Source organism: Flavobacterium zhairuonense (assembly GCF_004352915.1).
Classification (GTDB): Bacteria; Bacteroidota; Bacteroidia; order Flavobacteriales; family Flavobacteriaceae; genus Flavobacterium; species Flavobacterium zhairuonense.
Genome location: NZ_SJSY01000072.1, coordinates 349,532 through 362,440, shown reverse-complemented (window position 1 = coordinate 362,440; position 12,909 = coordinate 349,532). Strand labels below are relative to the sequence as shown.

Annotated in this window: 12 protein-coding genes; 1 reads left to right on the top strand and 11 read right to left on the bottom strand. The window is 32.9% G+C overall.

Annotation, left to right across the window (positions count from 1 at the left end):
* Positions 1–51: 51 nt before the first annotated feature.
* The 5 genes from hpf to EYY60_RS11840 all read right to left on the bottom strand — a co-directional run bounded on the left by hpf (position 52) and on the right by EYY60_RS11840 (position 3,815).
* Positions 52–354, bottom strand: a complete 303-nt coding sequence (gene hpf, locus EYY60_RS11860) for a ribosome hibernation-promoting factor, HPF/YfiA family (RefSeq protein WP_132989543.1) — start codon at positions 352–354, stop codon at positions 52–54.
* 35 nt (positions 355–389) lie between these two features.
* Positions 390–1,283, bottom strand: coding sequence for a tyrosine-type recombinase/integrase (locus EYY60_RS11855; RefSeq protein WP_132989542.1), 894 nt, complete (start codon positions 1,281–1,283; stop codon positions 390–392).
* 119 nt (positions 1,284–1,402) lie between these two features.
* Positions 1,403–1,597, bottom strand: coding sequence for a 30S ribosomal protein S21 (gene rpsU / locus EYY60_RS11850; protein ID WP_026730435.1), 195 nt, complete (start codon positions 1,595–1,597; stop codon positions 1,403–1,405).
* A 158-nt stretch (positions 1,598–1,755) separates the two neighbouring features.
* On the bottom strand, positions 1,756–2,898 hold the full coding sequence (locus tag EYY60_RS11845; RefSeq protein WP_132989541.1) for an acyl-CoA dehydrogenase family protein: 1,143 nt from the start codon (positions 2,896–2,898) through the stop codon (positions 1,756–1,758).
* A gap of 14 nt (positions 2,899–2,912) precedes the next feature.
* Positions 2,913–3,815, bottom strand: a complete 903-nt coding sequence (locus EYY60_RS11840) for a ComEA family DNA-binding protein (RefSeq protein ID WP_132989540.1) — start codon at positions 3,813–3,815, stop codon at positions 2,913–2,915.
* A gap of 257 nt (positions 3,816–4,072) precedes the next feature.
* Between EYY60_RS11840 and EYY60_RS11835 the strand changes: the two genes are divergently transcribed.
* Positions 4,073–5,545, top strand: a complete 1,473-nt coding sequence (locus EYY60_RS11835; protein WP_132989539.1) for an APC family permease — start codon at positions 4,073–4,075, stop codon at positions 5,543–5,545.
* Between the two features lie 53 nt (positions 5,546–5,598).
* Here EYY60_RS11835 and EYY60_RS11830 read toward each other — a convergent pair whose 3' ends face one another.
* The 6 genes from EYY60_RS11830 to EYY60_RS11805 form a co-directional block, all read right to left on the bottom strand.
* Positions 5,599–5,826 (bottom strand): PspC family transcriptional regulator, encoded by a 228-nt coding sequence (locus tag EYY60_RS11830; RefSeq protein WP_026730439.1) that lies wholly within the window; start codon positions 5,824–5,826, stop codon positions 5,599–5,601.
* A gap of 63 nt (positions 5,827–5,889) precedes the next feature.
* Positions 5,890–7,161: a DUF2851 family protein gene (locus EYY60_RS11825; RefSeq protein ID WP_132989538.1), complete on the bottom strand. Its 1,272-nt coding sequence runs from the start codon at positions 7,159–7,161 to the stop codon at positions 5,890–5,892.
* 76 nt (positions 7,162–7,237) lie between these two features.
* Entirely contained in the window at positions 7,238–7,720 is a 483-nt protein-coding gene (locus EYY60_RS11820) for a 3'-5' exonuclease (RefSeq protein WP_132989537.1), read from the bottom strand.
* An 82-nt stretch (positions 7,721–7,802) separates the two neighbouring features.
* Positions 7,803–9,164 carry a pyridoxal-phosphate dependent enzyme gene (locus EYY60_RS11815; RefSeq protein WP_111422644.1) on the bottom strand — a complete coding sequence of 454 codons (1,362 nt, stop codon included), beginning with the start codon at positions 9,162–9,164 and terminating at the stop codon, positions 7,803–7,805.
* 49 nt (positions 9,165–9,213) lie between these two features.
* Positions 9,214–11,184 (bottom strand): putative porin, encoded by a 1,971-nt coding sequence (locus EYY60_RS11810; protein WP_132989536.1) that lies wholly within the window; start codon positions 11,182–11,184, stop codon positions 9,214–9,216.
* 177 nt (positions 11,185–11,361) lie between these two features.
* On the bottom strand, positions 11,362–12,909 hold the full coding sequence (locus tag EYY60_RS11805; protein ID WP_132989535.1) for a RagB/SusD family nutrient uptake outer membrane protein: 1,548 nt from the start codon (positions 12,907–12,909) through the stop codon (positions 11,362–11,364).

The following is a 12,909-nucleotide window of genomic DNA, read 5'->3' as shown; positions in this document are numbered from 1 at the left end:
ATGTAGCTATTTTATCTTTTAATCAAAACATTTTTTGAAAAAAAATTTCAATTATATGTGCGCTCTTATTTTTTCTTTCCTTTTTACTAGCAAACGTTCTAATGATTCTGCTGAAAGCTCTACCGCTTCTTCAAATGTTTTACATTGCTTTTTTACCAAAAAATCATCTCCAGGAACATTGATCTTTATCTCCACCGCTTTATTCTCCTTATCACTTGTTCTTTCCACTTTTAAAAAAACGTCTGACGACACTATTCGATCGTAGTATTTTTCTAACTTATCCATTCTTTCTTGAATAAAATCCACCAATTTTCTGTCAACAGTAAAGTTAACTGCATGAACATCTACCTTCATAATACTAATTTTAGGGTTAAACATTTCAGAAATCATTATTTGTTTCGAGGATGCGCATCATTATATGTCTTTTTGAGCTCCGCCAAACTATTATGAGTATATACTTGTGTCGACGCCAAACTCGAATGCCCTAATAATTCCTTAACTGAATTCAAATCTGCCCCATTATTTAACAAGTGAGTTGCAAAAGTATGCCGAAGCACATGCGGACTTTTTTTCACCTTTTCAGAGACCCTACTAAAGTAAGAATTTATTAATCGATACACAAAAGATTCACTCAATTTTAATCCTTTTTTTGAAATAAAAAAATAATCTTCATCCTGAATGTTTTCCACCAAAGAACGTTCGCCTAAATACACCTTTAGCTCATCGACAACAATAGGCAAAATCGGAATAAGACGTTCCTTATTTCGCTTGCCCAAAACCTTAATTATTTTCGAAGACAAATCCACATTATAAAGCATCAAGTTTATCAGCTCCGCTCTACGCATTCCTGTCGTATAAAACAAATCGACAATCAATTTATCTCTGACTTCCTCAAAACCAACAGGAGAATCAATTCCCTGCATCAAATCCCCCAGCTCTTTTTCCGAAAAAGGAATTTGGATGTTTTTTGGAGTTTTCAAAGCCTTATGCTTTAGCATCGGATTCACATCAATTTGCTTTGCTTTCAAAAGAAATTTATAAAACGCCTTTAAAGAAGCCATCTTCCTATTCACAGAAACATTTGAAATTCCGCCATCAACCAAAGAAACAATCCAGCTTCTAATTTGGCTGTAACTCACATTTTCAACGTTGTCCTGCTCAAAATGACTTTTATTGAACTCCTCAAAAAACAAAATGTCATTCAAATACGCATTAACCGTATGCATTGAATACTTTTTCTCCAACTCAAGGTAATCACGAAAAGCCTCCTTATTTGATTTCATCTGATTCATTTTATCTCCTAACAATCACTTTAGACCTATTTCAAAATTAAGCATAAAAAAACCGTTAGTGTCATTATTTTTTGACAACTAACGGTAATTATTTTTGCAAAAGCTAAATACTAACTCTCTAAACTATCTTTCAAGCCTTGGATGTAAGCAGCTTTTTGAATTTGAGCTCTTTTGATAACAGAAGGCTTAATAAAAGCAGTACGTGCTCTTAATTGACGAACAGTTCCTGTTTTATCAAATTTTCTTTTATAGCGCTTTAATGCTCTATCGATATTTTCTCCGTCTTTAATTGGTATAATTAACATAATATAGACACCTCCTCTCGTTAAGGCTGCAAATGTAAAAATAAATTATGAATTATGAAGTATAAATTGTGAATTATTTTTTTTTGAAAAGAATAAAGAACAAAGAAGCAAGATAATAGATTAATATTCTTTATTCTTTATTCTTTATTCTTTATTCTTTATTCTTTCAGCAAATTTCTCGAGATAACCAGTTTTTGAATTTCAGTTGTTCCTTCACCTATAGTACAAAGTTTAGAATCTCTATAGAATTTCTCCACCGGGAAATCTTTGGTATAGCCGTACCCTCCATGAATCTGAACGGCATCATTTGCGATTTTCACACAAGCCTCTGAAGCATACATTTTAGCCATGGCTCCTGATGTAGTGACTGGTTTATGCTGCTGTTTTAAATAAGCAGCTTTATGCAAAAGCAATTCCGAAGCCTCGATTTCTGTAGCCATATCGGCTAATTTAAAAGATATCCCTTGAAAATTACTAATTGGCTGACCAAACTGATATCTTTCTTTTGAATATTTCAAAGCGGCATTGTAAGCCCCTTTTGCAATTCCTAATGACAAGGCGCCAATTGAAATTCGGCCACCATCAAGTATTTTCATCGCCTGAACAAAACCTTCTCCAACTTCACCTAGCCTATTTGCATCTGGAACACGGCAATTATCAAAAACCAATTCTGCTGTTTCACTGGCACGCATTCCAAGTTTATTTTCTTTTTTTCCTGATGAAAATCCTGGCATTCCTTTTTCAAAAACAAATGCCGTCATACCTTTTGAATCACCTTTTTCTCCTGTGCGAACTACAACTACAGCAACATCACCTGAAATAGCGTGGGTGATAAAATTTTTAGCTCCGTTGACAATCCAAAAATCGCCATCTTTTACTGCTGTGGTATTCATACCTCCCGCATCAGAACCTGTATTATGCTCTGTCAATCCCCAAGCACCAATAAATTCTGCAGTTGCCAATTTCGGAAGCCACTTTTTCTTTTGTTCTTCATTTCCAAAAGTCAAAATATGATTTGTACATAATGAATTGTGTGCAGCAACAGACAAACCTATTGAAGGATCAACTTTTGAAATCTCTTCGATAACAGTAATATATTCATGGTATCCTAATCCGGAACCACCGTATTCTTCTGGCACCAAAACGCCCATAAATCCCATTTCTCCTAATTTTTTGAAAAGCGGAATAGGAAAAATTTGCGCTTCGTCCCATTCCATAATATTAGGTCTAATGTTTTTGTCCGCAAACTCTTTTATGGATTGCGCAATCATTGACTGTGTTTCGCTGTAATCAAAATTCATTGTTGGCTGTTTTTTTAGAACTCCAAATATAAACTAATTATTTTTGCTTTTTCAACAGGAAAACCTTTAATTTTTGCCAAATCCTCAATATTATCAAAATTTCCGTTCATGCTTCGATAAGTTATAATTTGTTTTGCCAATGCATATTTGAAATAGGGAAACTGCGATAAATCTTTTAATGACGCATCATTTATTGCAATTTTTTTCAAATCTTTCGGAATTACAACTCTAAAGTGAGAATTCAGCTCTACAATTACCTCTGGAGACAATCCCCAAATCTCACCCATCTGCTCCATTGAGACAAAACAACCTAAGATTTCTTTTTGCTTTAAGATCCTTGAAGATAATGCTTCGCCAATGCCATAAACCTTGATCAAATCTTCTTGTGTAGCTTGGTTAATATCCAAAATAACTAGCTTTTCCTTTTTGTTTTCCTTTTTGAAATCCGTTTCCGATGCATATTCTTTTTTATCGGTCTTAAAATTTGTTTTATTCCGAGACCAATCTGGAAATTTAAACAAAGGAGAAATCGCCCTCAATAAAGAATCGGATATTTTGGTTACTGCCTGAAATTCCTCTGCCGAATTCACATATTTATTTTCTTTTCGAAACGCCAATAAGCGATCAATTTCCTGAACAGACATTCCAAGCTTATACCCCTTATAATCTGAAATAAAGTTTGGATTAAAAGAATATTGCATCGGCTTTTTTTCATATTTCATCATTTTAAAAGAATCAATCTCTGACTGAAGCGCCATCCATTGCTCTTTTTCAGGAAAAGCTTTTTCAGTCGAATTGAAATCTAAACAGAAATACAAAACCTCTAATACAATTATAATTATGAAAAGCGCCACAATGCCAGTTCGCTGTTGATTTGAGAATTTAAAATAGGACAACAATTGTTTATAATTTTTCATTTGACTGCACTCTTACATTTTAAAGAGCTCAAAAATATAAAATTAACAAGAATTTTACTAAATTTATTTTTAACCTAAAATTATGCAATCAAAAATTTTAACCTAAATAGATTGACAAATTCAAAGCTGAAAACCTTGTTTCTTGTGACTTTTATGAATATTTTAAACATTTTACAACTTAAAACTCTATAATTGTTTTTATTTTTTACAAAAAACAATACATTTGGAGCTTAATAACAATAAACCAATATAATTATATGTCAATTTGGAGAGTTAAACCTATATCTGCTTTTGAAGCCGATATGAAAAAAAGTGATTTAAAAAGAGTTCTTGGAAAATGGAGCCTTACTGCCATCGGAGTTGGTGCTATCATTGGTGGTGGAATTTTTGTTCTTACCGGTACAGGAGCTTACTATCATGCAGGGCCAGCATTAGCTATTTCCTTCATTATTGCAGGTATTGCCTGTGTTTTTGCTGCTCTTTGTTATTCTGAGTTTGCATCAATTTTGCCAGTTGAAGGTTCTGCTTATGCCTATGCATATGGAACGATTGGAGAAATTTTTGCCTGGATAATTGGGTGGGGATTAATTCTCGAATATGCAATGGGATCCATGACAGTCGCCGTTTCCTGGTCGGGATACTTTAACAAATTGCTTAAAATGTTTCACATCAAACTCCCAGAGTGGCTTACAACAGATCCTGCGAGTTATACAGGAGAAGGCTTCTCAATGAATCTTCCTGCTTTTTGTATCGTTATTTTAGTTATTTCGTTATTAATTAAAGGAACAAAAAGTGCTGCAAAAGCAAATAATGCTATCGTTATCCTTAAAGTATCTGCTGTAATTTTCGTAATCGTAGCTGGACTTTTCTTTATAAATACTGCAAACTGGAGCCCTTTTATTCCAGAAGCTACTCAAATTATTGAAAAAGAAACTACTCACAATGCTTACGGAATTGGAGGAATTGTTTCTGGAGCTGCTGCAATTTTCTTTGCTTATGTTGGTTTTGATGCTGTTTCCACTCAAGCTGGAGAAGCAATCAATCCTAAAAAAGACGTTCCTTTTGCAATCATTGCCTCTTTATTAATTTGTACGACTTTATACATTCTTGTTTCTTTAGTATTAACAGGAATGATGAACTACCAAGATTTCAATCCACTAGGAAAATATCCTGAAGCTATTAAAGCTCCTGTTGCTTATGCATTTGATATTGCTGGACAAGGTTGGGCTGGATTTATAATCACTGTTGCTGCTACTATCGGTTTAGTTTCAGTATTGATGGTAATGATTATGGGACAATCTAGAATTTTCTTAGGAATGTCTAAAGATGGTTTAATCCCTCAAGTTTTCTCAAGAGTTAACCCAATTTCTGGAACTCCAAAAACAAACTTAATGATCTTAGGAGGTATCATTGCAACTGTTGCAGCTTTTACTCCAATCAATAAATTAGCAGATATGACAAGTTTTGGTACTTTGTTTGCTTTTACAATGGTTTGTATCGCTGTTTGGATTTTAAGAGTGAAACAACCAGGATTAAACAGAACTTTTAAAGTTCCTGCTTTACCAGTTATTGCTGTTTTAGGAATCGCAATTAATACTTATTTAATTATCAATTTGAGTATTGATGCTCAATTATTGTCTCTTGGATGGTTAGTAATTGGTATTTTGGTTTATTTTGGATATAGCAAAAGAAGATCAAAACTTAACAATACTGATGCAGATGTTGAATAATTTTCAATTCTAGTTAAAAAAAAAGCTCCAAATTTAAATTTGGAGCTTTTTTTTTATAAATCAAATACCGATGTTCTTTTTGAGCGAATTAAATCTTTCAATCTAATCCAAAAAGCGAGAGTCAAATAAACTCCAAATCCTAAACCAGCAGTAACAAAAGATATGTAGATAAAAAACAAACGCACATTCGTTACACGCATTCCGAGTTTATCTGCTAGTCTTGACGAAACATGGAATCCATATTTTTCAAAGAAAAACTTAAGTTTTAAAATTGCTGACATTTCTTTTTTAGATTTTAGATTTACAAAAATAGGAATTATCTAATTATCAAATTTTCTAATTCGTTAATTATTTTTAAGCAACTCCATTCCTAGCGCGCATTTCAAACAAGCATTATGATTGCAGTATTCATTTTTGAGTTCGATTAAAGTTTGGCTTTCAAAGGCATTTTTTGATTTTATTCCAAAAGATTCAAACTTTTCTATTATCGAATTTTTCTCTGCAGAAACATCATTCATAAAGTCAATTAAGTCTTCAGCAATTGTCCCGCCCATTATATTTGAATAAGCAAACTGAATTGGAATTATTGTATTTATGATCAATAAATCGATAAATGATTTTGACAGTTTTTTTGCCTTTTTTGGACTTTCTTTATCAAACTGATAATGATTCTCCCAATACAAACTTACCGAAACATCCAGCAAATTGTAGACACTTTCTGCTGACTTCAATTCAATTATTTTGGAAAATAAATTATGACAATTGTAATAAAGACTTGCTAATTGGGAAAGTCTGATAGTAGGAAAATTATCCGGCCTATGCTTGAAAAACTGCACTGGATCAACATAAGTTTTTTCCAAATTATATTTATGAAGCAGAAAAAAATACCTGAATTTTAAATCCTTAAAATAAACATCTTCTTTTTCTGCATCAAGCAAACCACAGATTCCAAAAAGCAATGCTTCGAGATTTTCCATTTCGAAAATTTCTCTTCTAAAGACAGAAAAAGGAATTGACTTTGACATCTGAAAAAAAGAATTTCCATTTGTATTCAGTCCAAAATTCTTAGCCAGCATACAAAACAAAACTGCTTCCCAATCTTGATTTGTTTCCTCTAATAATTGAAAAACAAACAGTGATTTGCGTTCTAATCTTTCGAAAAAAAGTCGCTCCTGCCAATTTTTCAAAACAAATTTGTCGATTTCCTTTAGCTGTCTTTCACAAAAAATCCATGATTTAACCGAAACAAGTGCGTTATAATTTTCTATAATTTCTTTAGAAACATAATCTTTTAATACCAAAACAGGAATTTCAGAATTGTTTTTCCTGAAAACTTCAGTATCATGTTCCCAAACAACATGCAAAATTACATTCTCATAAGCTGTATCCTTTTCATGATAATGCAAATACCAATCAGAAGATTTTAAATGGATTTCAATATTGCCCGCCCATTTTTGCTCTCCAATTTTAATTTGTGCATTGAAAAAATCGGGGCCAGAAAGTCCTAAATAATCACCTGTCTTAAAAATAACAAGTTCGTCGTTCTGGACCGTTTTCAGATTCAATGTGTCAAATTTTTTGAATCGCCAGAGATAATGAAGAAAATCTTCTTTCATTTTTAGATCTTTATAAAAAATTACAAAACCTAAAAATAATTAAAAATTAATATTATTCTTACAAATTGCTATTTTTTTATCGCAACATATATAACTTTGCACATGCTCGCGCATCCGACAATGCTTCGTGGTGATTCAATTTAATATTCATTTCGCGACAGCAATCACTTAATTTTGTAGGCTTTATGCCTTTAGCTTTGTAAATTTTGACGGTACATTCCCATTTTGAGGCAATATTTAAATCCTCATAATTCAAGCCATTTGCCAACATTGATTTCACAAGCACATTTCGGTCGAAACTTTCATTATGAGCCACTACAACTCTATTTTTTAATCTCTTTTCGATTTCTGGATAAACTTGTTTAAATGATTTTGCATTAACTGTATCTCTTGGATAAATTCCATGCACTTGAATCGTAAACGGATTGTATATATTATTTGGTGGTTTTATCAAAGTAACAAATTCATCGACAATTACGCCGTTCTGTACTGTAACAATTCCAACAGAACACGGATGAAATCCTGTCGCAGTTTCAAAATCTATTGCGGTAAAATTCATTGTATATCTTTTTAAAAAACAAATCCATAAATCTAATTATTAAAAACAATCAGATTTATGGATAAGCTTTATTTAATCTATCTTATTTTATTGAACCTATAATATCATATTTCGTGATAATATGATGATGTCCATTACCTAAATCAACCAAAACTGCATCATTTTCTTTTGTGAAAAGCCTAGACACTTCTTCGATTGGAGTTCCTAATTTTACAATCGGAAATGGTTTTCCCATCACTTCTTTGATTGGTTTTTCGGCAACGTTTTTATCGGCAACATAACTTCTGAATAAGTCGGTCTCGTCAACAGAACCAACAAATCCATTGATATCAACAACCGGAATTTGCGAAATTTTATATTTACGCATACGCTCGATTGCATGCGAAACTAATTCTTCTGTGCGCACTACAATCAATTCTTTGTCAATATGATCTTTGATGACATCTTCAGCTTTCGTTACGTTTTCTTCCAAGAATCCGCGTTCACGCATCCAATCATCATTAAACATTTTTCCGACATAACGGCTTCCAGAATCGTGAAATAAAACCACAACAACATCATCTGGCTTAAAATGCTCTTTCAATTGAAGCAACCCTTTGATACACGCTCCAGCAGAATTTCCAACAAAAATCCCTTCTTCAAGTGCAATTTTTCTGGTATAAACTGCAGCATCTTTGTCTGTAACTTTGGTAAAACCATCAATTAAAGAAAAATCAACATTTTTAGGCAAAATATCTTCCCCGATACCTTCTGTGATATACGAATAGATTTCGTTTTCATCAAAAATACCAGTTTCGTGATATTTTTTGAAAACAGAACCATAAGTATCAATTCCCCAAATTTTGATGTTTGGGTTTTTCTCTTTTAAGTACTTTCCAACGCCTGAAATAGTTCCTCCAGTTCCAACACCAACCACGAAATGAGTAATTTTCCCATCAGTCTGTTTCCAGATTTCTGGTCCAGTTTGTTCATAATGCGCCAACGAATTTGACATATTATCATACTGATTCACATACCAAGAATTTGGCGTTTCTTCAGCTAAACGTTTTGAAACCGAATAATAAGAACGTGGATCTGTTGGTTCAACATCTGTAGGACAAACTACAACTTTTGCTCCAACAGCGCGGAGTATATCCATTTTTTCTTTTGATTGCTTATCAGAGATAACACAAATCAATTTATATCCTTTAACGATGGCAACAAGCGCCAATCCCATTCCAGTATTTCCAGAGGTTCCTTCAATAATAGTTCCTCCAGGTTTCAATCTGCCATCAGCCTCAGCATCTTCAATCATTTTAACAGCCATTCTGTCTTTTACAGAATTACCTGGATTAAAAGTTTCGACTTTTGCCAATACCAACGCATCAATTTCAGCAACAATTTTGTTGAGCTTTACAAGCGGTGTGTTGCCTATTGTTTCTAAAATATTATTTGAAAAGTCCATTTTATTGTAATTTAATATTTGGTTTAAAAAAATAAATCACGTCTTAATTTTATTCGAACCAGTTCCAAACCAAGCCAAATCGGATAAGGAAATCACGATATGGATTATTAGGCGCCGAATAGTAATCGTTTTTAGAAAATGCAGAATTAAAATGTTCTGCTTTTAAATAAAAACGAGTTTGACGAATTCTCGCATTTACGAAAAAGTCGAATCTTGCATAATTACCAATTTCCTTGGTGTTTTGAACAAAAAATTCTCCAATTACCGGATTGTAATCATTTCCGTAATATTTCGTAAAATAGTTAAAAACAAGCCCAGTTTGCATGAACAAGGCTTTTTTGAAAAAGTAACTTGAATAATACAACGTATTTCTGGTCACAAAATCTGGCACATTCACAATCAATTCAGATTGATCTACTTTTTGATATAAAAGCGTATTGTCAAAACCGAATCTTCCAAACTTAAATTCTTTGTTGGCTTTTATAGAAAAATAATTAATAACGTTTCCGTACTGAGCTGGGTTTATAATTTGAGTATGGACCAAAGCTTGTTCTGGTGTCGAAACATCAGCAAAATATAAATGATCTTTTAAAACCGAATATTGAACTTCTGCATTCAACCAAGGAGTATAAACATTTGCTCCAAGCTGATTGATTTTTTCGTTTTTAAAATCATTTGACCAATTATACTCTATATAACTACTTTGGTACAAATTATAGTTGTTATTTGGCAATTTATTGATATTGCGATATCTAAAATCAAACTGAAAATCTTTGTTTAAATTGTATCGCAATTTTGCATCTAAATCAGAAAGTGACTGGTTTGTGATTGATCTTGTGTACAAGAAACGTCCATTCCATTTATTTTTTTGATATTCATATTGACCACCAACATTATTAATCTGCAAAAACAAATTGTTTGGAATAATATGTCCATCTTCTTTTACGATAATTCTATTATACTCATAATTTGATCTATAATCGTCAATAAAGAAATAGAACTTCCCTAAAAGTGTATTTTCATATGCAAGTCCAGCTTTGTTATATAATTTTTCAAAACGAGTTTTGTCATTTATATTACTAGTCACATATGATTCTCCAAAACGTTGCACATTTGTCACATTACCTACAGAAGACAGAACTGTTGGCTGTTTGTATTCGAAAATTTTATACTCGTAATTAAATTGATGCGTTACATATAAATTATTATCGGCATCTTTTGGGTTAATTCTAAACGCGTGGTCAAAAAAGAAACGATGGCCTTTTAATAATGTTTGAGCATCTGTTAAATAAACTTGCAATCGTTGACGGTTTTTATAATCTGGATTATCGCTTTCGAAATCCTCTGGTCTTGTAATTCCGCCATTCTCTTCGTTTGTCACATCTTGATAGGTCGCATGCGCATTTAAAATATATCTTTTATTAGTGGTTGCATAACTTGTTGTAAATCTAAAGTTACCAACACTGGTCAGTTGATTTATATAATTCCCTTCTGAACGCAAGCCTCTATATGCAATTGAAAAATTCAAATTTTTTGAAGTATTCAATGTAATAAATGAATCTACATTTTGTCCTTTATTAATAGTTGTATTAAAAAACAGTTCTGTAAAAGGAGTTGCCGCCGAGTAATATTTAATATCCGATGGTTGCATATAATCAAAATGTTTGCCCGTAAAACCAATTTCTGGATAAGGAGAAAAACTATTCAAACTATATTGCAAGGTATTAAACGGCTGCCCGATATTTGAGAACTCCAAAAGTCCAAAATAATCTTTACGAAGGTAATTTTGCCTGTAAGCACTTTTTAATGTCAAAGACGTATCAGCATAAGTTGTGTCATGTTCTAAAGTAATAATCTGGTATTGCTCGATTTTAGCCACTAATGATTTTTTCTTTTTCACAGTATCCGTGATACTTGAATATTTAGTGTTCATATCCAAATTACTTTTAGGAGTGTTTTTTTCTTGAGAAAACAATAAGGCAGGCATTATTATTAGGTATAGAAAAAAGAGTATTCTCATTTGATAGCTTTATATGAAATTATATTCGACAAAATTAGTCAAGCAAAGGTAAAAGATAAAAACGTATAAAAAAACAAATCAGTATGATTGCGGAATTTTTATCACAATATATTCAAAATAGAAAAACCCCCAATCAAAATGATTGAGGGTTTTAAAAAAATCAAAATATTTATTTTCTTACCAGTTAGGGTTTTGTCCTAAACCTGGGTTTGTATTCATTTCAATTTGTGGTATTGGCCAAATAAACTTGTAATCAGAATAAGGCAAAGCTGGCACACCGTAAGGACCTGGATAAGCAGTTCCTAAAGTGTATAATGCAGCAGCCGGAGCAGCATTAGCAAGTTTTGCAGGAATACCGTTGATTGGAGCAATATCATCATTTTGTAATCTGTGGATATCAGACCATCTACGTCCTTCCATTAAGAACTCGATTCTTCTTTCAATAAGAATCGCAGGAACTAAAGTTTGCGGCGTATTTAAAGTAGCAGCAGTATAAGCTTGAGTTGCAGGATTAGCTAATGATCTGTTTCTTACTTGGTTCAATAATGCCAAAGATGCAGTTAAACTTGAAGCAGTATTTAAACGAGCTTGCGCTTCTGCCATGTTCAATAAAACCTCTGCGTATCTAATAACTGGAGCAGCATCTGTCAAGTTAACGATATCAGAATATTTGTTAGTGTATTTTCTACCAGCAACAGTTTTGATCATCACACCTTCTTCTCTTCTTTTATCATCAACTAACCATTTTGGCTCTCTCCAGATAATAGGGCTAATATTAACTAAAGCTCTACTGTTCAAGATACTTGCTAATGCAGCATTAACTTGAGGGTTAGAAGTAGCTGAGTGAGCAATAGAGAAAATAGACTCTGAGTTTGTTAAGTTACTAGCTGGTACGAATGGGTCACCTGGCTTAGCAGTCAACGTGTATTTACCATTTAATTTAGTTCCTTCAGCAACTACATTTGCCCAGTCTCTTTTTTGAAGATAAACTCTCGTTTTGAAAGCAATCGCAGCATTTTTAGATGCTCTAGAAGTAGTTGCAGTAGTGATTAATTTTTCAGCATCATCTAAATCAGCAAGTACTTTAGCATAACATTCTGCTACAGTATTTCTTGGTTTTGCATTTTCAGAATCAATTTCTGCTTGAGTATTTATACCAACTTCTCTGTAAGGAATACCTAAGTGTGTAGCTCCTGCAGTGTGGTTGTAAGGTCTTGCGAAATAATTCAATAATTCAAAATGTGTAATCGCTCTTAAGAATTTAGATTGACCAATATAGTCATCACCTACAGCTTTAGTAATTACACCTTTTGCAACTGCATCATTAACCCCTTCGATCATTAAGTTACATCTGTTGATTAATCTGTAACCGTCAACCCAGTAGTAAACGTTGTTTGCAGATGTTGGATCGTAAGTTTGAGTATATGTCAATTGGTAGAAAGTAGCATTGTTTACTGCATCTTCTCCCATACATTCACCTTGCTCAACAAAAGCAGCTCCCCATACGTAACCTCTACCACCATTTGAAGTACCACTGTTGTAAGTACCAATCGCTGCAGCATTGTAAACACCAGCCATATAAGTTTCAATATATGTTGGAGTTGTAAAAGCTAGGTCAGTCGGAACGTTATTTATAGGTACAAGGTCTAAGATCTTTTCTTCAGTACATGAGCTCATCCCAAGTACTACTGCAGAAAGTAAAATTGATTTTATTATATTTTTCAT

Bases quoted from the DNA above. Each gene is read 5' to 3' on its own strand.
- EYY60_RS11845 (WP_132989541.1), bottom strand. From the start codon at position 2,898: ATGAATTTTGATTACAGCGAAACACAGTCAATGATTGCGCAATCCATA.
- EYY60_RS11805 (WP_132989535.1), bottom strand. From the start codon at position 12,909: ATGAAAAATATAATAAAATCAATTTTACTTTCTGCAGTAGTACTTGGG.
- EYY60_RS11825 (WP_132989538.1), bottom strand. From the start codon at position 7,161: ATGAAAGAAGATTTTCTTCATTATCTCTGGCGATTCAAAAAATTTGAC.
- EYY60_RS11820 (WP_132989537.1), bottom strand. From the start codon at position 7,720: ATGAATTTTACCGCAATAGATTTTGAAACTGCGACAGGATTTCATCCG.
- hpf (WP_132989543.1), bottom strand. From the start codon at position 354: ATGAAGGTAGATGTTCATGCAGTTAACTTTACTGTTGACAGAAAATTG.
- EYY60_RS11835 (WP_132989539.1), top strand. From the start codon at position 4,073: ATGTCAATTTGGAGAGTTAAACCTATATCTGCTTTTGAAGCCGATATG.
- rpsU (WP_026730435.1), bottom strand. From the start codon at position 1,597: ATGTTAATTATACCAATTAAAGACGGAGAAAATATCGATAGAGCATTA.
- EYY60_RS11810 (WP_132989536.1), bottom strand. From the start codon at position 11,184: ATGAGAATACTCTTTTTTCTATACCTAATAATAATGCCTGCCTTATTG.
- EYY60_RS11855 (WP_132989542.1), bottom strand. From the start codon at position 1,283: ATGAAATCAAATAAGGAGGCTTTTCGTGATTACCTTGAGTTGGAGAAA.
- EYY60_RS11815 (WP_111422644.1), bottom strand. From the start codon at position 9,164: ATGGACTTTTCAAATAATATTTTAGAAACAATAGGCAACACACCGCTT.
- EYY60_RS11830 (WP_026730439.1), bottom strand. From the start codon at position 5,826: ATGTCAGCAATTTTAAAACTTAAGTTTTTCTTTGAAAAATATGGATTC.
- EYY60_RS11840 (WP_132989540.1), bottom strand. From the start codon at position 3,815: ATGAAAAATTATAAACAATTGTTGTCCTATTTTAAATTCTCAAATCAA.